We start from the raw sequence: 24,983 nt of genomic DNA, 5'->3' as shown, positions 1-24,983 counted from the left end.
GAAGGGGTTAGCGGATCTCGTAGGAGGTGTCGCCAAAGGGCACTTCGATGGTGCCGCCGTGGCAGGTGCCGTGGACATCGCGTGCCAGCCAGTAATGCCCGGCAACCGAATTGAAGCGGGCGATGTCGCCGGGCAGAAGGCCGCCCATTTCCTGCGGCATGCCGTTAAAGTCCAACCAATAAAGATTAATGGCTGCATCCGTTTGGTTGATGAAGGTGATATTGCCCAGATCCTGAAGGTTTGGCGACCGCATGCTGCCCATGGCCGGACAGTTGGGGCCGGGGCGCAGGGCGTCGTTTTCGACGGCAGTCTGAGCGACGGGAACCACGCCGAAGTTCATGTCGCATTCTTCGACCTTGGTGATCGCGGCGGCAGTGCCGGACAGCGAAATCCGGGATTGCGGGCCACCCAAGCTGACAAAGAACCGGCGGCCAAGGGCGATGCCTTCGACCCAGGATTCGCCAATCTCGCCCTCAGCGACGCCATTCAGGACGGTCAGATCGGCCAATGCGCTGGCGCGGTCCAGATCCATATCGGCGGTGATGCGTGTGCCGTCGGGGGCATTGAACGGAAAGCGTAGCGTCCATGCGCCGCCGAAACGGGCCAGCGACAGATCAAAGCCGGGGCCGCGGGTCATCGCGCAGCCGGCAAAGCCATGGGCGTTTTGTTCGGCGTGAACGGTCCAGTCGCGGGCAGTGTCGTAATGCGTGGTGGTGACCGCCGGAACCATGGGCGCAGCTGTGGGGCGCGTGGGGGCGCGGCCCGGTGCCTGACCGCCGGATTTGGACGGCAGCGCCACGGGCAGGGCGCGCGATGTGTTCGGATCGGGCTGAGCCAGATCGAACCAGCAATCTTGCAGCTTGAGCAGGGCCGCCGTCACACCATCCATCGGAAAGGTCATCGGGAGGCCGTCGATCATCACTTCGGCGCTGCTGGATGCGGCCATGGCTTCGCGCAGGGGCGTGTCAAACACGCCATGCAGCCAGCCGTCGACGGCGATATATTCGTCATGGGTGGACCGGCCATCAATGGTGACCAAGACACTTGCCAAACTGTCATTGGGTAGCGAACTGGAGAACATCAGCTCAAACCCGCTGGCCGGGGCGATCAGCATTGCCATATCGACCATTTGGCCCGATGGGCGGGCGGCAATACAGCCCGAAATGTCGGATTGATAAACATCCCAATCGCGAACTGAGGCATAATGCTGGCCCCAATCAACGGCCTGAGCGGGGGCGGCGAAAACAGTTGTGAGGCCCGCAAGGGCGAGTGCTGAGGAAATCAAACGCATTCAAAGGCTCCGATAGCGCAAACACGGTCATTCAGGGGGCAATTCAGACGCCAAACCCATGAAAATTGATCTTTGGCGTGCGCACTCTACATCTTGGGCGCTTTGCGGCAAGCTGAGATTTTGTAACGATTTTCTAAGGATAACAATTTCGCGCTGAGCCGTTTTTTGGCCTTTTGGCTAGTGACAATGGCAGACCCATGGGGTAAGGCCCTTTCGAGGAATGCCAGATATCTGGAGGTGCCTAATGTCGGATATCGGCGTTGATGAGGAACCCAAAATGAAAGCTGAAAACTTTCTTCCCGACGATTATACACCGGCTGAGGATGAGCCGTTCATGAATGAACGGCAGCTGGAATATTTCCGTCGTAAGCTGATCGATTGGAAAAAAGACCTGCTGGCCGACAGTCGTGATACGATTGAAGGGTTGCAGGATAGCACGCGCAACATCCCCGATGTGGCGGATCGTGCTTCCGAAGAAACGGACCGTGCGCTGGAACTGCGTACACGCGACCGTCAGCGCAAGCTGGTGTCCAAGATCGATGCCGCCTTGCGCCGCATCGACGAAGGCGAATACGGCTATTGCGAAGTGACGGGCGAGCCAATTTCGCTCAAGCGACTGGACGCACGTCCCATCGCCACCATGAGCCTTGAGGCCCAGGAACGGCACGAACGCCGCGAAAAAGTACATCGCGACGATTGATCTGCGCATCGTTGGGTGCGTGGGCCCTATGGGCTGATACCAATCTCGCCGGGGCAATTGCTCCGGCGTTTTTATAACGACGGTCATGACATTATCGAACCTGAATATCACTGTGGTCGGCGCCGGAATTGGCGGGCTGGCGGCGGCCTTGGCGCTACGGGCGCGGGGGGCGGATGTCACCGTGTTGGAACAGGCCGAGGCCATCACCGAAGTGGGCGCAGGCATTCAGGTGTCGCCCAATGGTCTGAGGGTGATCGAGGCACTGGGGCTGGCGGATGATCTGGCGGCCGCATCGGTGCGCGGGCAGGCGGTTAGCCTGCGCAATGGCGCAACGGGGCGCGAAGTGGCACGCATCGACCTGACCCGATTGCCATCCGATCAGGGCTATTACTTTGTCCATCGGGCCGACATCATCAACCTGCTGTCGGCCAAGGCGCGTGAGGCCGGGGTGCAAATCCGGCTTTTGCAGCATGTCCAGGCGATCAATCCGGGGCCGCGCCCCTGCATCGAACTGACCACGGGCGACCGGCGCAGCTGTGATCTGGTGATCGGGGCGGATGGGCTGCATTCGTGCCTGCGCAAAGCGCTCAATGGCGCGGCGAACCCGTTCTTTACCGGCCATGTGGTCTGGCGCGCGGTTGTGCCGAACACGGTTCGCCACCCCGATCACGCTATGGTGCATATGGGCGGCGGGCGGCATCTGGTCAGCTATCCGCTGCGCGATGGGTCCGTTGTCAATCTGGTGGCCGCGCAGGAACGCAGCCATTGGGCCGATGAAAACTGGAACCACCCCGACGATCCGGCCAACCTGCGCCGGGCCTTTGCCGATTTCGGCGGGATGGCGCAGCGGTTGATCAAACAGGCGGACCGGCCCTTGCTATGGGGGCTGTTCCGCCACCCGGTGGCCGAACGCTGGTATGGTGAAAACGCAGTGATCCTTGGCGATGCCGCGCATCCGACGCTGCCCTATATGGCGCAGGGCGCGAATATGGCGCTTGAGGATGCTTGGGTGCTGGCCGACGCCTTGGCCAAAGCGCCGGATATCGCGGCCGGGCTGGCCAGCTATCAGGCCCGCCGCCGCGACAGGGCTGTCCGTGTGATCGAGGCGGCCAATGGCAATGCGTGGAAATACCATCTTGGGCCCGGCCCGCTGCGCATGGCGGCCCATCTGGGGCTGGGGATTGCAAGCCGGGTCACCCCCGGCAAGCTATTGCATCAATTCGATTGGCTGTACTGCCACGACGTGACGAAAGGCTAGGGGGCGGCGACCCGCCCCCTAGCCGATCAGAACAGGTCCAGGTCGATCACGTCCTGCACAATTCCGCCGTCGGCCATATGCAGCACCAGACGGTCCAGCTCGGTCGCGTTGGCGAAGGTAAAGATCGTCTGTTCCAAGGTGCCGTCATCGCCCACATCAATTAGCGACAGGCTGCGGAATTCGGCGGGGTTGCCGCTAAGATCCGTCAGGCGGTCGCCCAGCAGGCGCAGGTTGCCGACGCTGACATTGGCCACATCCAGAACCAGCACATCGCCTTCGTCGGGGTTGTAATCGGTGATCACGCTGACATCGGTCTTGGCCCCAGAGGCCACGAACTTATCCGCGCCATCGCCGCCGGTCACGTTGTCATAGCCTTCGCCGCCAAAGATGATGTCATCGCCGTCGCCGCCAAGGATCAGGTCGCGCCCGAAGCCGCCGACCAGCGTGTCATTGCCCGCGCCGCCATAGATCGTGTCATGACCGCCGCCGCCAAAGACTGAATCCGCGCCATCCCCGGCATAGATCCAATCCTCATCCGTGCCGTCCCATTCCGAGCCGATGATCGTATCGTCGCCATCGCCCGCGCCAATGCTGTCATTGCCGCGCCGCCCGTCGATATAGTCATTGCCGGTGCCGCCGCTGATCGTGTCGTTGTAATGGCTGCCCATGATGGTGTCATCGCCAGCGTCGCCGTTCAATTCTTTGCCCGGCGTAGAGTAGACATAGCGATAGATAGAATAATCGTAATACCGATAGGACGATTCAGCTGCCGTACCGCCATCAAGGCTGTCATTGCCTTCGCCGCCATAAACCGTGTCACTCCCTGTCCCGGTCAGGAGCGTATCGTTGCCAGCAGCCCCGAGGATTTTGTCATCGCCTGCCCCGCCATTCACAAAATCATCGCCAAGGCCCGCGGTGATGTAGTCTTGATCATCGCCGCCAACCACCAGATCGTCGCCATCGCCGGAATGGACCGTGTCATTGCCGCCCCCGGCCTCAACAGTGTCATTGCCCGCGAAGGTGTTGATCGTGTCATTGCCCCACCCTGATTGGATCGCGTCGGCGTCGATGCCGGTGGTGATACGGTCGTGGCCACTGCCGGTGATGATCCGGTTTTCGCCGCTGCTGGCATTGATGGTGTTGCTGCCTTCACCCGCGTAGATGGAGTCATTTCCATTCCCGGCCGTGATCGTTTCCATTCCCCCACCGCCTCTGACAAGATTGTCACCGGCCCCGGCGTACAGTTCACCGCCGCTAGAGCCTCTGTTGTCGAGGGTATCGTTGCCATCCCCGCCAAACAGGAAGTTCCAACCAAACCCGCCCGTCAGTGAGTCATCGCCTGCTCCCCCGTTTAGGGTGTCGTTCCCATAACCGCCGTCCAGTGTATCATTGCCGTCCGCCCCACGAATGGCATCGCCCAGCAAAGAGCCGGTGTAACTGTCGTCACCCGAAGTTCCGTCCTCGATCACGGCCGTAGTCGCAAACTCGCTAGTGTTCAGCTGTCCGTCTTCCAAGGTAAACTGCCACACGCCTGCGACGCCAGTGTTGCCAACGATGGTGTCATATTGCGACATTTCCAATCCGGGAACATAGCCTAGCGGTGTGCGCGCACTGCCTTCCCCATCGATGACAAAAAAGCTGGGTCCATATTGGTGGTGCGGATAATAGTTTAAGCCGGTTACGTCATTGAACCGGAAAATCACCTCGGCATCGCCATCACCGCGGTCCATCAATTCGACCTGCATCGTCACCGAGGCATCGGTGAAGCCAGAGGTCTGCATCTCATACCAAGTGATAACGACAGAATCCCGATCGGTGTTCTTGTCGACGTAGACGCCTGTCAGGTCACTGGCACTTCGGTAGTAATAGTCCCGAATATTGGAGTATAAGGCTGCGATGCGTGTGGTGTCATAGCCTTGACCATTGCCAAACTGGAGGCCGTACCCAGGTTTGACGTTGAAACCAGTATAGGTCTCATCCCCCAACTGGATACCATTGGCAAAAATATCAGCCAGTTCGACCCATTGGCTTTGGGTGTCCCTGTAAACGTAATTTTGCCCCTCAAACAGATTGACTCCGCCTGCGGTGTTGAACGGCAATAGTGAATTGTCGGTGACGGTTGAATGAGCGATGGCCATAATCTTTCCCCGAAATAAAATATCTGGGGAAAGTGTTTCGGCAAAAGTATCACAAAACAACCCCTGCGGGCCGCTTTCACGTAAAGATCACGTGGCCTTGGCGCGATCGGCCATTATCCGCCTATGCGTCGAGGGTGATCCAGATCGGCACGTGATCTGACGGTTTGTCGCCCGCGCGGGTGTCTTTGTCGATCTGGCAATCGGTCATCATATCGGCGCAGGCCGGGGTCAGCAGGAAGTGGTCGATGCGGATGCCATTGTTCCGCTGCCATGCCCCCGCCTGATAATCCCAGAAACTGTAATGCCCCGGCCCTTGGGTGCGGGCGCGGAAGGCTTCGGTAAAGCCAAGGTTTAGGATCCGGCGAAAGGCGGCGCGGGTTTCGGGGCGGAACAGCGCGTCTTCTGTCCAGCTTTCGGGCTTGGCTGCGTCCTCGGCCTGCGGAATGACGTTATAGTCTCCCGCCATAAGCGCGGGCATTTCATCGGCCATCAACTGACGCGCGCGCGCTTCAAGCCGCGCCATCCACGCCAGTTTGTAATCGTATTTCGGCCCGGGGCAGGGGTTGCCATTGGGCAGATACAGCCCGCAGACCCGCACCGATGAATGGTTTCCGGTCACCGTTGCCTCAATCCAGCGGGCCTGTTCGTCGCTATCGTCGCCCGGCAATCCGCGCGTGACGTCCTCAAGCGGCAGTTTCGACAGGATTGCAACGCCGTTGAACGACTTTTGCCCGTGCGTCTCGACATTATAGCCCATGTCCTCGAAATGGTCGCGCGGGAAACCCTCATCGACCGACTTGATTTCTTGCAGGACCACCACATCTGGCTGAGCCTCATTGAGCCAGCGCGTCAGCGCCTCGATCCGGGCCTTGATGCCGTTGATGTTGAAACTGGCGATTTTCATGCGGGCCTCCGGGCTGTTTCCCGATCTATCGCCGATGGCAGGGCCGGGTTCAAGCGCCGGGTTTTGGAATCAGTGGCAGGGGATTCGCGCCCAATTCGCCAGATTCGCCGATTTGTCGGGCAGAATTGGGGCGGGATTTATCAACAATCAGGATCTGTGGAAAAGATTTTTATTTTTCTGTGGATAATCTTGGAATGGAATTGGCGCGAATTCCTTAGCGTCATCTTCTGCTGTGGATAATCCTCAGGACACAATTTTAACAAGAAAAAACTTATTGCAGCGCAACGAAAAATTGAAAAGCGTGAAGTCAGTCTAGCAACTAGGAGGTTCTGATGACTGCTCTGCTGAAAACCGTTGCCCGTGAAGCTATTGTAAAGACTGCGAAAAACAGCGCATTCAATGGTGATGCAACTGATCTTGTTCCGTCGTGGTCCGGCCCGGAAACCGGTGCTGATATGCTGATGGGCGATGCAACTGGCCTGATGCCGTCGTGGTCCGAGCCGCAGGCCAGCGATATGGCCACCGGCAATGCCACTGGCGCCTTCCCGTCGTGGTCCGGCCCTGCCGCCGCATCTGACATGACCGCAGGCGATGCAACCGACCTGTTCCCCTCGTGGTCCGAGCCGCAGACCGGCGACATGACCACCGGCAATGCCACTGGTGCCTTCCCGTCGTGGTCCGGCCCCTCGGCCGAGGCGGAAATGTCCAAAGGCGACGCAACCGACCTGTTCCCGTCCTGGTCCGAGCCGCAGTCCGGCGAAATGACCACCGGCAATGCCACCGGTGCCTTCCCGTCGTGGTCGGGCCCGGCCGCCAAGTCGGACATGACCGAAGGTGACGCGACCGAGCTGTTCCCGTCCTGGTCGGAACCCAAGTAAGCGCGCGTGTGCGATGCCGGTTGGGGGCGGTCAGCCCTCGTTCCAAAGACGAAGATCAAAGGAAACTCAGATGTCCAAGATCGTAACACTGCCCGTTCCCAACCGCATTGAAAGCCTGGAGGCGCGCCTGAGCGCGCTTCTGGACATCTTCGCCACACATCGCAGGTTCGGCGACGATGTGTATTGGCTCAAGGAAAATGCCGAAGTTCTTAATATTTTGGAAACGACTGGCCAGCAAGTTGACCATTTGCTTGCGCCGCATGCCGATTTCTACGCAGGGCTGGAAGATCGGTTCGCCTTCTTCCCGCAATACTACCGGTTTTTCCTGTCCATCGCCTTGGATCTGGAAGATCTGGGCATGCCCGGCGATGTGTCCGAACGTCTGATCGATCGGGCGATTTCAGATGATCTGGTGCGGGCCGAATTGTCGGATCTGCAACGGGCCGAGGCAAGCCGTCTGATGGCCCGCCGAGGGCGCGATCCGCTGCCGCAAGATCCCGGTCTAACCGACCGTCTTCACGGCTTTATTGGCAATTCGCGTGCCTTCGCGCTGCCGAACAAGAAAGCCGCCTATGAACTGACCCATATCGTCTTTTATCTGAGCGAATATGGCCGCCGCGATCCGGGCCTGTCAGAGGAGGCGATGACCAGCCTTGAACATGCCGGGATGCTGGCCTTCCTCGATCAGAACGTCGACCTGATGGCCGAGATCTGCATATCGATGGTTTGGGCTGGTCGGACACCGCCCGCCGCATGGACAGATTGGGTTTTGGCCGAGATGCGCGCCTTTGAATTAACCGAAGGTGACGCTATTTCGATTCAGGATGACTATCATACGTATCTAATGTGCAACTGGTTTGCTGCAATTAAAGGGCTTGAACCATTTCGAAAGTCGCTCAACAATAGCAGAGTTCGATTTGATCGCGTTCAATCAGGAGTTGCGCCGTTGCGCCAAATGTCGGAATGCATGTATCAGATGGGTCAGGGCCGTTCGGCCAACTGGTCCGCGATGCGCCGTTCCGTCGAACAGTGGCTGTCCCCCGAAGCATTGAACCTTCTGCATCTGGCAGAAACGTCCTGCGATGGGTTTGACCGTTTCTTCGAAGGTTTTTCGCGGGCAGCACGAACGGGGTCTGTTTGAAATCACCATCCGGCATAGTTGGCGGCAGCGCCATTGTCGTTCTCTATACGGCGCTGATGGCATCGGGCGATGCCATCACCAAGCGCATTGCCGGAACCTATGACGCCCCGCAATTGTTCGCGATCTCGGCCTTTGTCGTCGTCGCGCTTAGCTGCACGTCCAGCCTGTTGCGGGATCGCGGGGCGGGGGCAAATGGCCGGTTTGGGCTGAAAACCACCATGCCATGGACCATGGCGCTGCGGGCGCTGTTCACCGTGCTGGCATCCATCGGATTTTTCTATGCCTTCCGCAACTTGCCCTTGGCGGATGTGTTCTTCTTCATGGCGCTGATGCCGATCTTCGCGGCCTTCCTAAGCGGCCCGCTTCTGGGCGAACCAGTGCGCGCAATGGGCTGGATCGCGCTGGTGGTTGGGGCCGTTGGCGTGGTGTTCATCATCCACGAAGGGCCGGGCAGCCTTGAAGTCGGGCATTTGTGGGCGCTGTTTGCCGGGGTCACCGGCACGTTGTCGATGCTGTTGTCGCGCCGGATCAGCCAGGCGGAACGCAACGATATGGCGCAGGTGTTCTACCCGAACCTTGCGCTGTTTGTGGTTATGGCCTGCGCCCTGCCATTTGTTTGGAAGCCGGTGCCGATGGCCGATCTGGGCTGGATCCTGGCCTATGCGATTTTGCTGTTCATTGGCCGCGCCCTGATCGTGGTGGGCCTGCGGCTGCTACCGGCCTTCATTGCCCTGCCGTTGCTGAACGTTCAGTTCATCTGGATGGTGTTGCTCGGCGCCCTGGTGTTTGACGAAATCCCGTCCTCGGGCGTCGTGCTGGGGGTGGCAATGGTCGTGGTGTCGGGCATCATGCTGGTGCTTGACGAACACTTGCCGCAACGCTCAAACCAAACGGTGTAAGTCCTTAGATCGAAAAGCTTGTTCCGCATCCGCAAGAGCTGGCGGCATTCGGATTTTCGATCACGAAACGCGCGCCAATCAGCTCATCCGAAAAGTCGATGGTCGCGTTCGACAGGAACGGCAAAGACACCGCGTCCACGACAACCTTCTGGCCATCGCGTTCCAGCACCAGATCATCCGCGCCGGGTTCATCCAGCCGGATGTCATACTGAAACCCAGAGCAGCCACCGCCTTCAACGGCGATGCGCAGGGCCTGTCCCTGATCGCCTGCGCCGATCTCGGCCAGACGGTCAAAGGCGCGATCTGTGACTTTGGGGGGCAATTGCATCGGGGTCTCCTGCAACGGTTCCACTTTCCGTTGAACTGCAATATAGGAGGCACAGGGACAAGCCACAAGGATATCAGGCAGATGCAGGCACCTTATGCGTGCGACCCCGCGCAAACGCGCGGCCGTCTCCATGCCGAAGACGCAAGCACCTTTCGCTCGGCCTTTCAGCGGGACCGTGATCGGATCATTCACGCGTCGGCGTTTCGGCGGCTCAAGCACAAAACACAGGTCTTTGTCGAACATGAGGGTGACTTTTTTCGCACCCGTCTGACCCATTCGATCGAGGTGGCGCAGGTGGCGCGGACGATTGCCGGCACCATCGGTCTGAACTCGGAGCTGACCGAGGCCGTGGCGCTGGCGCATGACCTTGGGCACACGCCCTTTGGCCACACTGGCGAAGACGCATTGGCCGAACTGATGCTGCCTTATGGCGGGTTTGATCACAACGCCCAAGCCATTCGCATCGTGACCGAGCTTGAACGACACTACGCTACGTTCGACGGGCTGAACCTGACCTGGGACACGCTGGAAGGCATTGCCAAGCACAATGGCCCGGTGACCGGTGAAATCCCTTGGGCGATGGCCGAATATAACGCCAAACACGATCTGGAATTGCACACCCACGCCAGCGCCGAAGCGCAGGTTGCCGCATTGTCGGACGACATTGCCTATAACAACCACGATCTGCATGACGGCTTGCGGGCCGAATTGTTTTCGACCGACGAATTGGCCGAATTGCCAATCCTGTGCGATTGCTTTGCCGAGGTTGACCGCAAATATCCCGGCCTGAATTACTATCGCCGCCGGTATGAGGCGCTGCGCCGCTTTTTCGGCGTTCTGGTTGAGGATGTGATTGCCAATGCGCAGAAAACGCTGGGGGAATTGCAGCCGCAATCGGTGACCGATATCCGCATGGCCGGGCAAATGATGATCTTCTTCACCCCGGCTTTGTGGGCGGATTTGAAGGTTATTCGTAAGTTCTTGTTCCACCGCATGTATCGCGCGCCCGAGGTGGTCTCGATGCGGGTTGAGGTGACGCAGGTGATCCGCGATCTATTTCCGTTCTACATTGACAATCCGGGCCAATTGCCCCGGCAGTGGCGCAAAGACGTTGCGGAAGTTGAGACCAAGACACAGTTGGCGCGGATCGTTTCGGACTATATCGCTGGGATGACAGATCGCTTTGCGCTGCAAGAACACGCAAGGCTGATCGGCGGGGATGCTTCGGCCAAGGCGCTACAGCAACACCTGTCTCGGATATAATTTCGCAGGCCCGAACGGCCTGCCGGACGTGAGGGCAAAACATGGCAACAGCAGGAGACGCAGCAGGGCTGGCGCCTGTCTTGGCGCTTGGACTTGTGGGGGCGCTTGGCGTCGGGTCGCAATGGCTGGCGTGGCGCATGCGCTTGCCCGGCATTGTTGTGATGCTGGTGGCTGGGCTGGCCGTGGGGCCGGGGCTGAATATCATTGATCCGGCGCGGGATATTGGCGATTTGCTTCAGCCGATGGTCGCGATTGCGGTTGCCATCATCCTGTTTGAGGGCGGGCTGACCCTGAATTTCGAAAGCCTGTCGGATGCCGCGCGGGGTGTGCGCCGCTTGGTGATCTATGGCGCGCCCTTGGGGTGGATTTCCTCGACGGCGGCGCTGCACTATGCGGCGGGCCTAAGCTGGGAAAGCTCGGCCGTATTTGGCGGCATCATGATCGTGACGGGGCCAACGGTGATCGCGCCCTTGCTGCGCCAAGCGCGGCTGAAACGCCGTCCGGCGGCGTTGCTGCAATGGGAGGCCATCGTCAACGACCCGGTCGGCGCTTTGGCGGCGGTTCTGGCCTTTGAGGTGGTCATCGTGCTGCGCACCGCAACCGATGCGGGCCACGCGGTGCAGGTTCTTCTGACCGGTATCACCGTCGCGGTGGTTCTGGGCGGGATCGGCGGTTGGGGCCTGGCGCGGGCTTTCCGCAATGCGCTGGTGCCGGAATACATGAAAGTGCCGGTGCTGTTCGTATCCGTCCTGGCGGTCTTTGCCGTGTCCGATGCAACGCTGCATGAAAGCGGGCTTTTGGCGGTGACCGTCATGGGTGTCTATATCGCCAACGCGCATCTGCCCAGCTACGCCGAAATCCGCCGCTTCAAGGAACATGCGACGGTTCTGCTGGTCTCGGGGGTGTTCATCCTGCTGGCCGCGAACATGAACCGCGAAACGCTGATGTCGCTGAACCTGCGCACGCTGCTGTTCGTGCTGGCTGTGGTTCTGGTGGCGCGGCCCTTGCCAGTGCTGATTTCGCTGGCCTTTTCCGATGTGCCGTGGCGCGAACGCCTGCTTGTGGCTTTCACCGGCCCGCGCGGCGTGGTGCTGGTGGCGGTGGCGGGCCTGTTCGGCGAACGTCTGGTGTCGATCGGCATCGAAGACGGCGCGTCCATTCCGCCGCTGGCCTTTGCGCTGGTGGCGGCGACGGTGGTGCTGCACGGGTTTACCCTGTCGCCAATGGCGCGGGCACTGGGGGTTACGGCATCCTCGGCGCCGGGGGTTCTGATTGTCGGCGGATCACGTTGGAGCGTCAAGCTGGCCGAGGTGCTGCAATCGTTGGAACTGCCGGTGATGATTGCCGACACCAACCGCGCACGGCTGCGGATGGCCCGTGAACGCAACCTGCGCACCTTCTACGGCGATATCCTGTCTGAGGCGGCTGAACACCGGCTGGACTTTATGCCCTACGAAAAGATCATCGCCGCCACGGACAACGACGCCTACAACACCCTTGTGGCGACCGACCTTGCACCAGAATTCGGGCGAGAAAACGTGTTCCAGTTCAGCCGCGAAAAGCATGACAAAGCGCGGCACAGCTTGCCCCCAACGCTCGGGGGGCGGCGCTTGGGCTGCGGTGATACCTTTGAGGCCGCGCGGGATCGGATCGCCTCGGGGTGGGAATTCCGGGCAACTGGCCTGACCGAAGAATTCACGCTGGCCAATTGGCGCGACATGAATCCCAACGGCGTTGTGATGGCTGAATTGACGCCGCAAATGCAGCTGCGCTTGCTGGATGACAGTCGCAAGCCGAAGGGCGGGGCGGGCACCACGATCATCGTTTTGGTTCCAGAAAGGGAAAAGCGCAGCAGCGTGCAGCATTGACGCCATATCTGGCCATGATACAGACCATCGCAAGACAAAGGATACTGTGATGAACCTGTTCTCGGATATTCGTGGCCTCGTGATCGAGGCTCTGGCCAAACTCGAAGCTGCGGGCACGCTGCCCGGTGATCTGGACACGCGAAACGTGGCCGTCGAGTTGCCGCGCGATCCGCTGCATGGGGACATGGCGACGAATGCCGCGATGGTGTTGGCAAAACCGGCCAAGATGAAGCCGCGCGACATCGCCGATGTGCTGGCGGCCAAGCTGGCCGAAGATCCGCGTATTGCCAGTGCCGAAGTGGCTGGCCCCGGTTTCCTGAACCTGCGGCTCAACCCGACGGTCTGGCAGGGTTTGGTTCCGGCGATCCTGTCGGCGGGCCGTGATTTTGGCCGTTCGGACATGGGCAAGGGTCAGCGGATCAACGTTGAGTTCGTATCCGCCAACCCGACTGGCCCCATGCACGTGGGCCACACGCGGGGCGCGGTGGTGGGCGATGCGCTGTCGTCGCTACTGGATTTCGCGGGCTACGACGTCACGCGCGAATATTACATCAACGATGGCGGTGCGCAGGTCGATGTGCTGGCGCGGTCGACCTACCTGCGCTACCTCGAAGCGCATGGTCAGGATGTGGAATTCCCCGAAGGCACCTATCCCGGCGACTATCTGATCGAAGTCGGTGAGGCACTGAAGGCCAAGGTGGGTGATGCCTATCTGGACGAACCCGAAGAGGTTTGGCTGGAAGAGGTGCGCGACTTTGCCACCGGCAAGATGATGGACCTGATCCGCGAAGATCTGGCGCAGTTGGGCGTGAAGATGGATGTCTTCTTCTCGGAAAAATCGCTTTATGGCACGGGCCGGATCGAAGCGGCCATCGAAAGCCTGCGGGGCAAAGGCCTAATCTATCGCGGCACGTTGGAGCCGCCAAAAGGCAAGCTGCCCGATGATTGGGAACCGCGCGAACAGACCCTGTTCAAATCGACCGAACATGGCGATGATGTCGACCGCCCGATCATGAAGTCGGATGGCGCATGGACCTATTTCGCCCCCGATATCGCCTATCACTTTGACAAGGTGCAGCGCGGCTATGACCAGCTGATCGACATTTTCGGCGCGGACCATGGCGGCTATGTCAAACGGATGAAAGCAGCCGTGTCGGCGCTGTCCGATGGCAAGACCCCGCTGGATATCAAGCTGATCCAGCTGGTGAAGCTGTATAAGAATGGCGAGCCGTTCAAGATGTCCAAGCGGGCAGGGACGTTCGTGACCCTGCGCGATGTGGTTGAACAGGTGGGCGCCGATGTGACCCGCTTTATCATGCTGACCCGTAAAAACGACGCCTCGCTTGATTTCGACTTTGCCAAGGCGCTGGAACAGTCGAACGAAAACCCGGTGTACTATGTGCAATACGGCCATGCGCGGATCTGTTCGATCCTGCGCAAAGCGGCTGAAGCTGGCATCGCCGTGGATGACGCGACGCTGGGCGGCGCGGATATGTCCAAGATCGACCACGAGGCCGAACTGTCGCTGGTGCGCAAGATGGCCGATTGGCCGCGTCAGGTGGAAATCGCCGCCAAAGCGAATGAACCGCACCGGGTGGCAACCTATCTGATCGAATTGGTGTCTGAGTTCAGCACCTTTTACAATCGCGGCAACAAAGAAGAAGCGTTGCGCATGATTCAGGATGACGCAGCCACAAGTCAGCCGAAAATCGCCCTGGCGCGGGCGGTAGCGGTTGTTATTTCCGCCGGTCTTGGTATCTTGGGGGTAACTCCGGTCGAAGAAATGCGCTGACAATAAAGCGCCATGATCGGTTGAGGCAGCACCAAGAAACGATGTCCGGGGCAATTTCCCCGGCGCGGCAGTGAGGCGGACATGGCAGAGTATTACGAGGGCGCGCAGGCAACGCCCGCGTCGAAGAAATCAATGGCATCCATGGCCAATTGGGCCGGGGCGGTCGTGTCTTTGGCGCTGGTTGGCGGCATTGGCGTCTGGGGGTATCAGCTTTTGGTGCGGGACGTCTCGGGCGTGCCGATCGTCAAGGCCACCCAAGGCCCGATGCGCGTGGCCCCCGAAACCCCCGGCGGCAAGGCTGCCGAACATCAGGGGCTTGCGGTCAATTCGGTGGCGGGCAACGGCGTGGCCGAGGCCCCCGCAGACCGTCTGACATTGGCCCCGCGCGGTGCGATCCTCAGCGAAGAAGACCAGCCATCCGCCGATATCGTGATGCCGGAACGCCTGACCGTCGCCAGCGCCCAATCGTCTGAGCCGATCCAACTGTCGGCCAAGGATAGCGTCGATACGGTCGCCGCTATTGATTTCAACAAAGGCCAGTCGGTCGAAGACATGGCCAACCTGATCGCCGGGAATGCTCCGCCTCTGAGCGGTGCCAAGGTTGAACGGGCGGCACCGGTCGAAGTGGCCAGCCTGTCGGATGAAATCGACGATGCGCCAACAGCTGAAGCCGATGAGTTTATTGGCGGTGTTTCCAAATCCCTGCGCCCGGTTGTGCGCCCCAGCGGCCTGAAGGCTGCGGCCACCGCGCCGCGCCCGGCGGTTCAGGTTGCCTCGATTGACGTGGATGCCGCATCTGTCGCGGTTGGCACGCGCATGGTGCAATTTGGTGCCTATGCCAGCGACGACATCGCGCGCGGCGAATGGGACAAGCTGAACAAGAAATTCGGCGAGTTTATGGCCGGCAAACAGCGGGTCGTGCAAAAGGCCACGTCGGGTGGCCGGACCTTCTATCGTCTGCGCGCCATGGGCTTTGAAGACGTGGCCGACGCCCGCCAGTTCTGCGCCGCCATCGTTGCAGGCAAGGCGGAATGTATCCCCGTGGTCATGCGATAACGCCGATGTCGCGGTTTGGCGCTGCCATTCTGGGATGTGAGGGCACGGCCCTAAGCGGCGCTGAGCGCCGCTTTTTTGCCGATGCCAACCCCTTTGGCTTTATCCTGTTTGCCCGCAACATCGAAGCCGCCGACCAGATCCGCGCGCTGACTGCCGATCTGCGCGATACGGTCGGCTGGAATGCGCCCGTGTTCATTGACCAAGAAGGCGGACGGGTACAGCGGCTCCGCCCGCCCTTGGCCCGCGACTGGCCTGCGCCTCTGGATCATGTGGCCCGCTTTGGCCCCAAGGCGGCCCGCGTTATGTACCTTCGCTATCGGATCATCGCGGCGGAACTGCTGTCGCTGGGGATCGACGCCAATTGCGCCCCCATGCTGGATATCGCCCGGCCCCAAACCCATAAATTCCTGCGCAACCGTTGCTATGGCAGTGACCTTGAAACGGTGGTCGGCGTTGGCCGCGCCGTGGCGCAGGGGCTGCTGGATGGCGGTGTCTATCCGGTCATCAAGCATATCCCCGGCCACGGGCTGGCGCAGATCGACAGCCATCTGGACGTGCCGCGCGTCACCGACCCTGTCGCCACGCTTGAGAAGGCCGATTTCGCCGCCTTCCGCCCGTTTTCCGATATGACGATGGGGATGACGGCGCATCTGATCTATGAACATTTGTCGGATGAACCGGCCACCCAATCGGCCAAGATGATCGCGATGATCCGGGGGCAGATCGGTTTTGACGGGCTGCTGATGACCGACGACATCTCGATGGAGGCGCTGGACGGCCCGGTTTGGCAACGTGGGCGGCGAGCGCTGGATGCAGGCTGTGATGTGGTGCTGCACTGCAATGGCGACCTGCGCGAAATGATCGCCCTGATGCGCAGCACCGGCACGATGACTGACGCCGCGCAAATGCGGGCCGATGCAGCGCTGGCGGCGCGGCCTACCTCCGATAGTGTTGACATTGCGGCGTTGGATGCTCAGCTTGAGGCGCTTGAAGCTGAGCGCGGACATGAGTGACCAACAGATCGATGCAATCCACCAAGTAAAGGACCAGGCAGTCGCCGAACGGCTGGCCGCGGAATCCCTGATTGTGGAACTGGACGGCTATGAGGGCCCTCTGGACCTTTTGCTGCAACTTAGCCGCACGCAAAAGGTGGACCTGCGCAAAATCTCGGTTTTGGATCTGGCGCGGCAATATCTGGCCTTTGTTGATAAGGTCAAGGAATTGCGCATCGAATTGGCCGCTGATTATCTGGTGATGGCCGCTTGGATGGCTTTCTTGAAGTCGCGCCTTCTGCTGCCGCCCGACCCCGAGGAAGAAGGCCCATCCGGCGAAGATCTGGCCGCGCATCTGGCGTTTCAGCTGGAACGCTTGCAGGCCATGCGCGATGCTGCCGCCCGGCTGATGGCGCGGGACCAATTGGGCCGCGATTTTTTTGCCCGTGCCCAGACGCAACAGATCGAACGGGTGCGCCGGGTGGAATATACCGCGACGCTGCTGGACCTGATGCAGGGCTATGCCCGCATCCGAACCAAGGATGAATTCCGCCCCTTCGTGATGGACCGCGATTCCGTTTTCACGATGGAGCAGGCGCTGGAACGAATGCGCCCGCTGATCGGATTTGCAGGCGTTTGGACCGATATCGCCAGCTACATCCCCGACGGCTGGCACAAAGACCCGGTCAAATGGCGGTCTGCCACGGCGGCGACCTTTGCCGCATCGCTGGAGCTGTGCAAAGAGGGCAAGGCCGAGATCCGCCAATCGGGCCTGTTCGAACCCATTCAATTGCGCAAGAGGGACCGACGCAGTGAGTGATCCGCACCTTCGTGACCCGCAGGAAAAAAGTCTGTTTGAGGCCCCGCCGCTGGCGGAACAGGAACGCATGGTCGAAGCGATCCTGTTTGCCACGGCGGAACCGATCACCGAGCGGGAATTGAACGCCCGGATGCCGCATGGGTGCGATGCGAAAACCGCACTGGCCCATTTGCAGCGCCGTTATGACGGGCGCGGTGTGCAGGTGGTCCGCGTGGGCGAGGCCTGGGCCATTCGCACCGCTGCCGATCTGGGGTTCTTGATGCAGAAAGAAACGGTCGAGGTGCGCAAGCTTAGTCGCGCCGCGATCGAAACGCTGGCCATCATCGCCTATCATCAGCCGGTCACCCGCGCCGAGATCGAAGAAATCCGCGGCGTGTCGGTCAGCCGCGGGACGGTGGATCAGTTGCTGGAGATGGAATGGATCCGCTTTGGCCGCCGCCGTATGACGCCCGGACGGCCTGTCACCTTTGTTGTCACGCAGTCGTTTCTGGATCACTTCGGGCTGGAATCGGCCCGCGATCTGCCGGGGCTGAAGGAATTGCGTGCCGCTGGCCTGCTGGACAACCGTCCGCGCCCCGGTGCCGAAGACGAGCGGGAGGAGCCGCTTGAGAACGACGGGCAGGATGATCTGTTCGACGAGGAGGGTGCCTGACGCGATCGCTGGATTGGCGCTGTGTGATTGGTAGGTCGTCGGGGAAGGGGCTTTGCCCCCTCTGGGCCCTGCGGGCCCATTCACCCCCGAGTATTTGCCGGAAAGATGAAAGGGAGGGTCCAATGCGGGCATTGATGGTTGAGAAGGCCGAGGATGGAAGCACTTCGGCATCGGTCAAAGATCTGAACATCGCGGATCTGGAGAATGGGAATGTGCTGGTGCGCGTGGCCTATTCTACGGTGAACTACAAAGACGGGCTATGCCTTGGGTCGGGGGGCGGTCTGGTCCGCAATTACCCGCATATTCCGGGGATCGATTTTTCTGGCGTGGTCGAGGAAAGCGCCGATCCGCGCTATCAGCCCGGCGACAAGGTGGTTCTGACCGGCTGGCGTGTGGGCGAGGCGCATTGGGGGGGCTATGCCGAGTTTGCCCGCGTCAATGCCGATTGGCTGGTGCCGCTGCCGGATGGTTTGCGGCTGGATCAGGCGATGGCTGTGGGCACGGCGGGGTTTACCGCGATGCTGGCGGTTATGGCGCTGGAAGATCATGGGCTGACGCCGGACAGGGGCGAGGTGCTGGTCACCGGCGCTGCGGGCGGTGTCGGATCGGTGGCCGTGGCGCTGCTGGCGGCGCTTGGCTATCAGGTGGCGGGCGTCACGGGGCGGCCCGACCAAGAGGACTATCTGCGCAGTCTTGGGGCGTCGCGCATTGTGCCGCGCGAAGAACTGGCCGAAACGGTCAAGCGCCCGCTGGAGAGCGAGACCTGGGCGGGCTGCGTGGATGCGGTTGGCGGGCCGATGCTGGCGCGGATCTTGGGGCAGATGAAATACGGCGGCTCGGTTGCGGCGGTTGGCCTTGCGGGCGGGGCGAACCTGCCTGCGACGGTCATTCCGTTCTTGCTGCGCGGGGTGAACCTGCTGGGCATCGACAGCGTGATGCAGCCCTATGAGGCGCGTGTGCGTGCGTGGCAGCGAATTGCGCGGGATTTGCCGATGGATGTGTCGCAGGCCATGGTTCAGCCGGCGGGCCTGTCGGATCTGCCCGCCTTGGGCGAACAGATCCTGAAAGGTCAGGTGCGGGGCCGCGTCGTGGTGGACGTGACCCGCTAACCCTTTATTTCGGTTCGAAGAACCCGATGGAATTGCCGTCGGGATCTTCGGCATAAAAGAACCGGCCATCGGGCAATTCGATGGCGGGCGACATTACTTTGCCGCCTGCCTTTTCGACGCGGCCCATGGTGTCTTCCAGCTTGCCTTCGGAATTCAGGTGCACGCGGTTGCCGATGCCGCGCGGGGCAGGCGTGCCTTGGAACAGGTGCAGCGATACGCCCGGTTCCTGATAGGTGAAGATGGCAATCGGCTCTGGGCCCATATCTGTGTTCAATTGTAGATCCATTCCGGTGACCCCTGCGTAGAAAGTTGTAGCAGCGGTCAGATCCGATACCGGGATCTCGGCCCAGATGAGGCAGTTGTTGGGTTTGTAAGTCATGTCGTTTCCTTTCGTGTTGATGAGGAGGGTATCGCATAGACACCTGTCATTTTTTGGCAGGAGTGGCGGCGAGAAAGCGCAATTTGTGCATTGACCGATTTCGGCCTGCTCTAACTGTATGAAAACCAAGGAGCCGTTTAAGGTGAGCGACCAATCCCCCATCCTTTTGTGGATCCGACGCGATCTGCGTTTGACCGATCATCCGGCCTTGGACGCCGCTGTTCAGACGGGGCGCCCGGTGATTCCGGTGACGATCCGTGACGGGCAAGTCGACGTTCTGGGCGCGGCGCCGAAATGGCGGTTGGGGCTTGGGCTGGGCCACTATGCCGAGGCGCTGGCGGCCAAGGGCAGCCGGTTGATCTATCGGTCAGGCGGCGCCTTGGCGGCTTTGACCCAGCTGATCGATGAGACTGGTGCGGGGGCTGTCTATTGGACCCGGCTATATGATCCTGCCAGCGTTGAACGCGACAAGGCGGTCAAGGCGGCGCTCAAGGATCGGGGCATTGAGGCACGCAGTTTCGGCGGCCATCTGATGTTTGAGCCTTGGACGGTCGAGACCAAGACAGGCGGGCCCTATAAGGTCTATTCGCCGTTCTGGCGGGCGGTGAAGGATGTTGACGTGCCCGGCCCCCTGAAAGCGCCTTCGCAGATCCCGGCGCCGGACACATGGCCCGAGAGCGAAGCGCTGGACGACTGGCACCTTGGCGCCGCGATGCGGCGGGGTGCGGCTGTGGTGCGGCCCTATCAGCAACTGGGCGAGGCGGCGGCGCAGGGGCGGCTGGGGGCGTTCATGGCGCATAAGGTCGACACCTACAAAGACATGCGCAATCACCCGGCCGAAGATGCCACCTCAAACCTGTCGGAAAATCTGGCGCTGGGGGAAATCAGCCCGCATCAGTGCTGGCACGCCGGGATGCGGGCCATGCACGAAGGCAAACGCGGCGCGGAACATTATCTGAAGGAACTGGTCTGGCGCGAATTTGCCTATCATCTGATGTGGCACACGCCGCATATCCTGACCGGCAACTGGCGCGAGGACTGGTCCGCCTTCCCATGGAACACCGATGACACCCGGCCCGAGGTGGTCGCGTGGAAACAGGGGCGCACCGGTATTCCCTTTGTCGATGCCGCGATGCGCGAAATGTATGTGACTGGCCGGATGCACAACCGCGCCCGGATGATTGTTGCCAGCTATCTGACCAAACACCTGATGACCGATTGGCGCATCGGGCAGGCGTGGTTCGAAGACTGCCTGACCGACTGGGATCCGGCCTCAAACGCGATGGGCTGGCAGTGGACGGCAGGCAGTGGCCCGGATGCTGCGCCCTATTTCCGCGTGTTCAACCCGGTCAGCCAATTGGAAAAGTTCGACGCAGGTCACGTTTACGTGGACCGCTGGATCGCCGAGGGCAAATCCAACCCGCACAGCGATGCATTGGCCTATTTCCAAGCCGTACCGAAATCATGGGGCCTGTCGGCCACCGATCCATACCCCGACCCTGTGGTCACCGCAGAAGACGGGCGCAAACGGGCGCTGGACGCCTATGAAAACAGGGGGTTTTAACATGCTGGATTCAAGACACTTGCCCGAAAGCGGCGTGCCGCATAGCCTGAATGGCAGTTCGGAGGCTGTGGGGATGATCCTGACATCAACAGAGGGGCAGTCCAATCTGCCGCGGTATTTTGCCAAGGTGTTCGACGTCGCATGTGACATGGGCGCAGGGCGGCTTGATTTTGTTCTGCCGGATGGGCGGCGATTCCGCGCCGAGGGGCGCAGGCCGGGCCCGGTGGCCGAATTGTGTGTCCACAATCCCGATACTTTTGCCCGATTGATCCGCGAAGGCGACCTTGGGTTCTGCGACGCCTACCTTGATGGCTGGTGGAGCACGCCGGATCTTCAGGCCTTTATGGACCTTGTCCATGCCGACAATGATGAGCTGTACGACGGCTTTCCGGGCATGAGCCTGCTGCGCGCCTATGAGCGGATGCGGTTCTGGATGCAGTCCAATTCCAAGCGTCAGGCCAAGAAGAACATCAGCTATCACTACGATCTGGGCAATGATTTCTACGGGCTTTGGCTGGACGATACAATGACCTATTCCTCAGCCCTGTTCCGGTCGGGCCAAGAAAGCCTTGAGGCCGCGCAGACGGCCAAATACGCCTCGATGGTGGATCAGATGGGGGCCAAGCCGGGCGATCATATCTTGGAAATCGGCTGCGGTTGGGGCGGCTTTGCCGAATACGCCGCCAAGGAACGTGGCCTGCGGGTTACGGGGCTGACCATCTCAAAGGAGCAGTTGAAGTTTGCTCAGGATCGCATTGAAAAGGCAGGGCTTTCCGATCTTGTCGAATTGAAGCTGCAAGACTATCGCGACGAGCTTGGCACCTATGACGGAATCGCAAGCATCGAAATGTTTGAGGCGGTGGGCGAAAAATACTGGCCGGTCTATTTCGACGCCGTGCGTCAACGGTTGAAACCCGGCGCGAAGGCGACGCTTCAGATCATCACCGTGCAGGATCGGCGCTGGGATGTGTACCGTAAGGGTGTCGATTTCATCCAGAAATACATCTTTCCGGGTGGCATGTTGCCCAGCCCCATTGCGCTCCGGCAAGCCGTTGCGCGGGCCGGTTTGCAAGAGGTCGGCTCGATTGAATTTGGCGAAAGCTATAGCCAGACGCTGCGGCGCTGGCACGATACGTTCAACGACCAATGGGACGCCGTGGCGCAACTTGGCTTTGACGATCGGTTCCGGCGCATGTGGAATTTTTACCTCACCTCTTGCGCTGCCACCTTCCACAGCGGAAACTGCGACGTGACCCAGATCACCATCGCAAAACCCGCATGAGGCCAAATGTTCACTGCTGCTCGATTGGTTGCCGGCATTCTGTTTGCCGGCTTCGCCTTCCTGATTTCGGAACAGTTCAAAACCCTGATGCCGCCTGATACGGCCTATGGGTCGTTCAATCTGGTCAATGCAGCGGTGGGCTTTTTCTGCGGGTGGTGGATCGTTGGCAAACGCGCCGGGCGCGGCTGGGGCGCGGGCATCGGCAATGGCATTACCGGCACCGTGGCCCTGCTGTTCTGGGCGCTTTTCGTGCAAGGCATCTATCACATGTGGCAGGAATCCATGCGCCACCGCTACGGCGACGTGCTAGAGGCCTTTGCGGGCGTGGTGGAATTTGGCCTGAAACACGGCGCATTGATGCTGAACCTCGATTTCATCAAGTTTTTGTTAATCGGCGCCGTCATTGTGGGCTTGGTGATCGAACTGACTGCCCGCAACTGGAGATAACATCGCGTGACAGATCTGTTTTTGTTCGGGACGCTGCGCTGTGTTCCCTTGCTTGAGGCTGTCTTGGGCCGGGCGCTTGGGGCGGATGACCTGCGTGCCGCGCAATTCCCCGGCCACCGTGCCGCCCCCGTCAACGGCGCAGATTTCCCGGCGCTGGTGCCGGATGCCGGAGCCGCAGCGCAGGGCCTGCTGGTGACTGTGTCTGATGAGGATCTGGCCCGGCTGGACTATTACGAAGGCGGCTATGACTATGTGCTGACCCCGTGCACTGTGGTGCTGGACGGCCAAGAGGTGCCCGCGCAGGTCTATGTTCCGGGCAAGCCGTTGCAAACCGGCCCCGGCATTTGGGACTTGGACGATTGGATCGCCCGGCGCGGAGATCTGACGGTGCTGGCCGCGCAAGACATCCTGCGCCAATACGGGCGCATGCCCGTGGCGCAGATCCGCGCGCTGCGCAATCCGCTGATGGCGCGGGCTTGGTCACGGGTTCTGGCCCGACAATCCGATCCGCACAGCCTGCGCCGCAGCGCGCTGGCCGATCATGTGACGGTCACGGATCGCGGCACCGGGCATGATGGTTTCTTCCGCCTGAAGGAATTTGACGTCAGCTTTCGCCGGTTCGATGGCCGTGAAACCGATCCGGTGCATCGCGAAATCTTTATTGGCTACGATGCCGCGCTAGTGCTGCCCTATGATCCGCGCACGGACCGGTTGTTGCTGGTGGAACAGTTGCGCATGGGCGTGATGGGGCGGGGCGATCCGCATCCTTGGGTGCTGGAACCCGTGGCGGGCATGGTGGATGCGGGCGAAAGCCCCGAGGTCTGCGCCCATCGCGAAGCCATGGAAGAATCCGGTATCGCTATGACCCGGCTTGAGAAAATCGGCGGGGTCTATGCGTCACCCGGCTATGCGACGGACTATTTCCACTGCTTCCTTGGCCTGTGCGATCTGCCCGAGGAAGGCAACTGGCTGGGCGGGTTGGAGACCGAAACCGAAGACATTCGCACCCATGTCATTTCATTCAACAGGGCGATGGATCTGCTTGAGACTGGCGAAATCAACGTCGCGCCCCTTGCGATGATGGTGCTATGGCTTGCAAGACATCGTGATCGGTTGCGCGCATCTGCTTGAGTTCCCCGGCAGGCCCGCCTACACCTGTTACAAACCAGTTAAGAAGGAGCAGGTCGATGCGCATCGCAACAGATCTGGCCGCAGCCGTCGGCAACACCCCCCTGATCCGCCTAAACAAGGCCAGCGAAGAGACCGGCTGCGAGATTCTGGGTAAATGTGAGTTTCTGAACCCCGGCCAATCGGTCAAGGACCGCGCCGCGCTGTTCATCATTCGCGATGCAATTGCCAAGGGCCTTCTGAAGCCGGGCGGCACGATCGTCGAAGGCACCGCAGGCAACACCGGGATCGGTCTTGCGCTGGTCGGGGCCTCGATGGGGTTCAAGACGGTGATCGTCATTCCTGAGACCCAAAGCCAGGAAAAGAAAGACATGCTGCGCTTGGCCGGGGCGGAACTGGTTCAGGTGCCCGCCGCGCCCTATAAGAATCCGAACAATTACGTGCGCTATTCGGGCCGTCTGGCCGAAGAACTTGCCAAAACCGAACCAAACGGCGCGATTTGGGCCAATCAGTTCGACAACGTGGCCAATCGCCAGTCGCATATCGAAACAACCGGCCCGGAGATCTGGGAACAGACCGGCGGCAAGGTTGATGGCTTTGTCTGTGCGGTTGGCTCGGGTGGGACACTTGCGGGCGTTGGCATGGCCCTTCAGCCCAAGGGCGTGAAGATCGCGCTGGCCGATCCCGATGGCGCGACGCTGCACAGCTATTACACCACGGGCGAGCACAAGGCCGAGGGCGGCTCGATCACTGAAGGCATCGGGCAGGGGCGGATCACCGCCAACCTCGAAGGTTTCACGCCCGACATGTCCTACAACATCTCGGACGCCGAAGCGCTGCCGATCGTGTTCGACCTGCTGCAACACGAAGGCCTGTGCCTTGGTGGGTCGTCCGGTGTGAACATCGCAGGTGCAATCCGCATGGCCAAGGAAATGGGGCCGGGTCACACCATCGTGACGGTGCTGTGCGACTATGGCACACGCTATCAGTCCAAGCTTTTCAACCCTGAATTCCTGAAGGAAAAGGGCCTGCCGGTTCCTGCGTGGCTTGACCGGGCGGCGGCGTCCATTCCCGGCGTATTTGAAGACGATTAA

Annotated in this window: 23 protein-coding genes; 18 read left to right on the top strand and 5 right to left on the bottom strand. The window is 60.6% G+C overall.

The genetic code is table 11. The annotated features are described in order from the left end of the window. Window positions 1-7: 7 nt before the first annotated feature. Window positions 8-1,291, bottom strand: coding sequence for a VHL beta domain-containing protein (locus PRI8871_RS10515; protein ID WP_108886174.1), 1,284 nt, complete (start codon window positions 1,289-1,291; stop codon window positions 8-10). Between the two features lie 277 nt (window positions 1,292-1,568). Between PRI8871_RS10515 and dksA the strand changes: the two genes are divergently transcribed. Together dksA and PRI8871_RS10505 are read left to right on the top strand one after the other, a co-directional pair. Continuing rightward, window positions 1,569-1,991: an RNA polymerase-binding protein DksA gene (gene dksA / locus PRI8871_RS10510; protein ID WP_108886212.1), complete on the top strand. Its 423-nt coding sequence runs from the start codon at window positions 1,569-1,571 to the stop codon at window positions 1,989-1,991. An 85-nt stretch (window positions 1,992-2,076) separates the two neighbouring features. Next, window positions 2,077-3,249: an FAD-dependent monooxygenase gene (locus PRI8871_RS10505; protein ID WP_108886173.1), complete on the top strand. Its 1,173-nt coding sequence runs from the start codon at window positions 2,077-2,079 to the stop codon at window positions 3,247-3,249. Between the two features lie 26 nt (window positions 3,250-3,275). On the opposite strand, the gene PRI8871_RS20120 is transcribed toward PRI8871_RS10505, so the two are convergent. Both PRI8871_RS20120 and xth read right to left on the bottom strand, forming a co-directional pair. Beyond that, the gene (locus PRI8871_RS20120) at window positions 3,276-5,387 is read right to left on the bottom strand and encodes a calcium-binding protein (RefSeq protein WP_108886172.1); all 2,112 of its coding nucleotides are present in this window, start codon (window positions 5,385-5,387) and stop codon (window positions 3,276-3,278) included. A gap of 121 nt (window positions 5,388-5,508) precedes the next feature. Continuing rightward, entirely contained in the window at window positions 5,509-6,291 is a 783-nt protein-coding gene (gene xth / locus PRI8871_RS10495) for an exodeoxyribonuclease III (RefSeq protein ID WP_108886171.1), read from the bottom strand. 332 nt (window positions 6,292-6,623) lie between these two features. On the opposite strand from xth, the gene PRI8871_RS10490 reads away from it, so the two are divergent. From PRI8871_RS10490 to PRI8871_RS10480, 3 genes are all read left to right on the top strand, one after another. After that, on the top strand, window positions 6,624-7,169 hold the full coding sequence (locus tag PRI8871_RS10490; protein WP_108886170.1) for a DUF6749 family protein: 546 nt from the start codon (window positions 6,624-6,626) through the stop codon (window positions 7,167-7,169). A 70-nt stretch (window positions 7,170-7,239) separates the two neighbouring features. Next, window positions 7,240-8,310, top strand: coding sequence for a DUF6902 family protein (locus PRI8871_RS10485; protein WP_108886169.1), 1,071 nt, complete (start codon window positions 7,240-7,242; stop codon window positions 8,308-8,310). Beyond that, window positions 8,307-9,209, top strand: coding sequence for a DMT family transporter (locus tag PRI8871_RS10480; RefSeq protein WP_245897826.1), 903 nt, complete (start codon window positions 8,307-8,309; stop codon window positions 9,207-9,209). The genes PRI8871_RS10485 and PRI8871_RS10480 overlap by 4 nt, the downstream gene beginning before the upstream one ends. Window positions 9,210-9,213: 4 nt before the next feature. On the opposite strand, the gene PRI8871_RS10475 is transcribed toward PRI8871_RS10480, so the two are convergent. Beyond that, window positions 9,214-9,537, bottom strand: a complete 324-nt coding sequence (locus PRI8871_RS10475) for a HesB/IscA family protein (protein WP_108886168.1) — start codon at window positions 9,535-9,537, stop codon at window positions 9,214-9,216. 81 nt (window positions 9,538-9,618) lie between these two features. Between PRI8871_RS10475 and PRI8871_RS10470 the strand changes: the two genes are divergently transcribed. From PRI8871_RS10470 to PRI8871_RS10435, 8 genes are all read left to right on the top strand, one after another. Then, window positions 9,619-10,800, top strand: coding sequence for a deoxyguanosinetriphosphate triphosphohydrolase (locus PRI8871_RS10470; RefSeq protein WP_108886167.1), 1,182 nt, complete (start codon window positions 9,619-9,621; stop codon window positions 10,798-10,800). 41 nt (window positions 10,801-10,841) lie between these two features. Continuing rightward, the gene (locus tag PRI8871_RS10465) at window positions 10,842-12,668 is read left to right on the top strand and encodes a cation:proton antiporter (protein WP_108886166.1); all 1,827 of its coding nucleotides are present in this window, start codon (window positions 10,842-10,844) and stop codon (window positions 12,666-12,668) included. A gap of 49 nt (window positions 12,669-12,717) precedes the next feature. Next, complete coding sequence (gene argS, locus PRI8871_RS10460; RefSeq protein WP_108886165.1) at window positions 12,718-14,460, top strand: arginine--tRNA ligase; 1,743 nt, start codon at window positions 12,718-12,720, stop codon at window positions 14,458-14,460. An 81-nt stretch (window positions 14,461-14,541) separates the two neighbouring features. Continuing rightward, window positions 14,542-15,516: an SPOR domain-containing protein gene (locus PRI8871_RS10455; RefSeq protein ID WP_108886164.1), complete on the top strand. Its 975-nt coding sequence runs from the start codon at window positions 14,542-14,544 to the stop codon at window positions 15,514-15,516. Continuing rightward, complete coding sequence (locus PRI8871_RS10450) at window positions 15,492-16,529, top strand: glycoside hydrolase family 3 N-terminal domain-containing protein (protein ID WP_245897825.1); 1,038 nt, start codon at window positions 15,492-15,494, stop codon at window positions 16,527-16,529. The genes PRI8871_RS10455 and PRI8871_RS10450 overlap by 25 nt, the downstream gene beginning before the upstream one ends. Then, window positions 16,522-17,328 (top strand): segregation and condensation protein A, encoded by an 807-nt coding sequence (locus PRI8871_RS10445; RefSeq protein ID WP_108886162.1) that lies wholly within the window; start codon window positions 16,522-16,524, stop codon window positions 17,326-17,328. Before PRI8871_RS10450 ends, PRI8871_RS10445 begins: the two co-directional genes overlap by 8 nt. A 67-nt stretch (window positions 17,329-17,395) precedes the next feature. Then, window positions 17,396-17,980: an SMC-Scp complex subunit ScpB gene (gene scpB, locus PRI8871_RS10440; protein WP_108886210.1), complete on the top strand. Its 585-nt coding sequence runs from the start codon at window positions 17,396-17,398 to the stop codon at window positions 17,978-17,980. Window positions 17,981-18,102: 122 nt separating this feature from the next. After that, a complete protein-coding gene (locus PRI8871_RS10435) occupies window positions 18,103-19,089 on the top strand; it encodes an MDR family oxidoreductase (protein WP_108886161.1) in 987 nt (328 codons plus the stop codon). Between the two features lie 4 nt (window positions 19,090-19,093). Here PRI8871_RS10435 and PRI8871_RS10430 read toward each other — a convergent pair whose 3' ends face one another. Further along, complete coding sequence (locus PRI8871_RS10430; protein ID WP_108886160.1) at window positions 19,094-19,468, bottom strand: VOC family protein; 375 nt, start codon at window positions 19,466-19,468, stop codon at window positions 19,094-19,096. A gap of 142 nt (window positions 19,469-19,610) precedes the next feature. Between PRI8871_RS10430 and PRI8871_RS10425 the strand changes: the two genes are divergently transcribed. The 5 genes from PRI8871_RS10425 (at window position 19,611) to PRI8871_RS10405 (ending at window position 24,983) form a co-directional block, all read left to right on the top strand. After that, a complete protein-coding gene (locus PRI8871_RS10425; RefSeq protein ID WP_181389438.1) occupies window positions 19,611-21,032 on the top strand; it encodes a cryptochrome/photolyase family protein in 1,422 nt (473 codons plus the stop codon). A gap of 73 nt (window positions 21,033-21,105) precedes the next feature. Beyond that, window positions 21,106-22,314 (top strand): SAM-dependent methyltransferase, encoded by a 1,209-nt coding sequence (locus PRI8871_RS10420; RefSeq protein ID WP_108886209.1) that lies wholly within the window; start codon window positions 21,106-21,108, stop codon window positions 22,312-22,314. Window positions 22,315-22,320: 6 nt separating this feature from the next. Further along, window positions 22,321-22,761 (top strand): TrgA family protein, encoded by a 441-nt coding sequence (locus PRI8871_RS10415; RefSeq protein ID WP_108886158.1) that lies wholly within the window; start codon window positions 22,321-22,323, stop codon window positions 22,759-22,761. A 6-nt stretch (window positions 22,762-22,767) separates the two neighbouring features. Then, window positions 22,768-23,892, top strand: a complete 1,125-nt coding sequence (locus tag PRI8871_RS10410) for a gamma-glutamylcyclotransferase (RefSeq protein ID WP_108886157.1) — start codon at window positions 22,768-22,770, stop codon at window positions 23,890-23,892. Between the two features lie 56 nt (window positions 23,893-23,948). Beyond that, complete coding sequence (locus PRI8871_RS10405; RefSeq protein WP_108886156.1) at window positions 23,949-24,983, top strand: cysteine synthase A; 1,035 nt, start codon at window positions 23,949-23,951, stop codon at window positions 24,981-24,983.

It is taken from the genome of Pseudoprimorskyibacter insulae, from assembly GCF_900302505.1.
GTDB classification, from domain to species: domain Bacteria; phylum Pseudomonadota; class Alphaproteobacteria; order Rhodobacterales; family Rhodobacteraceae; genus Pseudoprimorskyibacter; species Pseudoprimorskyibacter insulae.
The sequence above is the reverse complement of the archived record's forward strand: the minus strand, read 5'-3'. Positions and strand labels throughout refer to the sequence as shown.

What these genes read in the sequence shown, in the direction of transcription:
- PRI8871_RS10455 (WP_108886164.1), top strand. Translation starts at nt 14,542, where the DNA reads ATGGCAGAGTATTACGAGGGCGCGCAGGCAACGCCCGCGTCGAAGAAA.
- PRI8871_RS10420 (WP_108886209.1), top strand. Translation starts at nt 21,106, where the DNA reads ATGATCCTGACATCAACAGAGGGGCAGTCCAATCTGCCGCGGTATTTT.
- PRI8871_RS10505 (WP_108886173.1), top strand. Translation starts at nt 2,077, where the DNA reads ATGACATTATCGAACCTGAATATCACTGTGGTCGGCGCCGGAATTGGC.
- PRI8871_RS10430 (WP_108886160.1), bottom strand. Translation starts at nt 19,468, where the DNA reads ATGACTTACAAACCCAACAACTGCCTCATCTGGGCCGAGATCCCGGTA.
- PRI8871_RS10405 (WP_108886156.1), top strand. Translation starts at nt 23,949, where the DNA reads ATGCGCATCGCAACAGATCTGGCCGCAGCCGTCGGCAACACCCCCCTG.
- xth (WP_108886171.1), bottom strand. Translation starts at nt 6,291, where the DNA reads ATGAAAATCGCCAGTTTCAACATCAACGGCATCAAGGCCCGGATCGAG.
- dksA (WP_108886212.1), top strand. Translation starts at nt 1,569, where the DNA reads ATGAAAGCTGAAAACTTTCTTCCCGACGATTATACACCGGCTGAGGAT.
- PRI8871_RS10475 (WP_108886168.1), bottom strand. Translation starts at nt 9,537, where the DNA reads ATGCAATTGCCCCCCAAAGTCACAGATCGCGCCTTTGACCGTCTGGCC.
- PRI8871_RS10435 (WP_108886161.1), top strand. Translation starts at nt 18,103, where the DNA reads ATGCGGGCATTGATGGTTGAGAAGGCCGAGGATGGAAGCACTTCGGCA.
- PRI8871_RS10515 (WP_108886174.1), bottom strand. Translation starts at nt 1,291, where the DNA reads ATGCGTTTGATTTCCTCAGCACTCGCCCTTGCGGGCCTCACAACTGTT.
- PRI8871_RS10415 (WP_108886158.1), top strand. Translation starts at nt 22,321, where the DNA reads ATGTTCACTGCTGCTCGATTGGTTGCCGGCATTCTGTTTGCCGGCTTC.
- scpB (WP_108886210.1), top strand. Translation starts at nt 17,396, where the DNA reads ATGGTCGAAGCGATCCTGTTTGCCACGGCGGAACCGATCACCGAGCGG.
- PRI8871_RS10490 (WP_108886170.1), top strand. Translation starts at nt 6,624, where the DNA reads ATGACTGCTCTGCTGAAAACCGTTGCCCGTGAAGCTATTGTAAAGACT.
- PRI8871_RS10470 (WP_108886167.1), top strand. Translation starts at nt 9,619, where the DNA reads ATGCAGGCACCTTATGCGTGCGACCCCGCGCAAACGCGCGGCCGTCTC.
- PRI8871_RS10445 (WP_108886162.1), top strand. Translation starts at nt 16,522, where the DNA reads ATGAGTGACCAACAGATCGATGCAATCCACCAAGTAAAGGACCAGGCA.
- PRI8871_RS10465 (WP_108886166.1), top strand. Translation starts at nt 10,842, where the DNA reads ATGGCAACAGCAGGAGACGCAGCAGGGCTGGCGCCTGTCTTGGCGCTT.
- PRI8871_RS10485 (WP_108886169.1), top strand. Translation starts at nt 7,240, where the DNA reads ATGTCCAAGATCGTAACACTGCCCGTTCCCAACCGCATTGAAAGCCTG.
- argS (WP_108886165.1), top strand. Translation starts at nt 12,718, where the DNA reads ATGAACCTGTTCTCGGATATTCGTGGCCTCGTGATCGAGGCTCTGGCC.
- PRI8871_RS10450 (WP_245897825.1), top strand. Translation starts at nt 15,492, where the DNA reads ATGTATCCCCGTGGTCATGCGATAACGCCGATGTCGCGGTTTGGCGCT.
- PRI8871_RS20120 (WP_108886172.1), bottom strand. Translation starts at nt 5,387, where the DNA reads ATGGCCATCGCTCATTCAACCGTCACCGACAATTCACTATTGCCGTTC.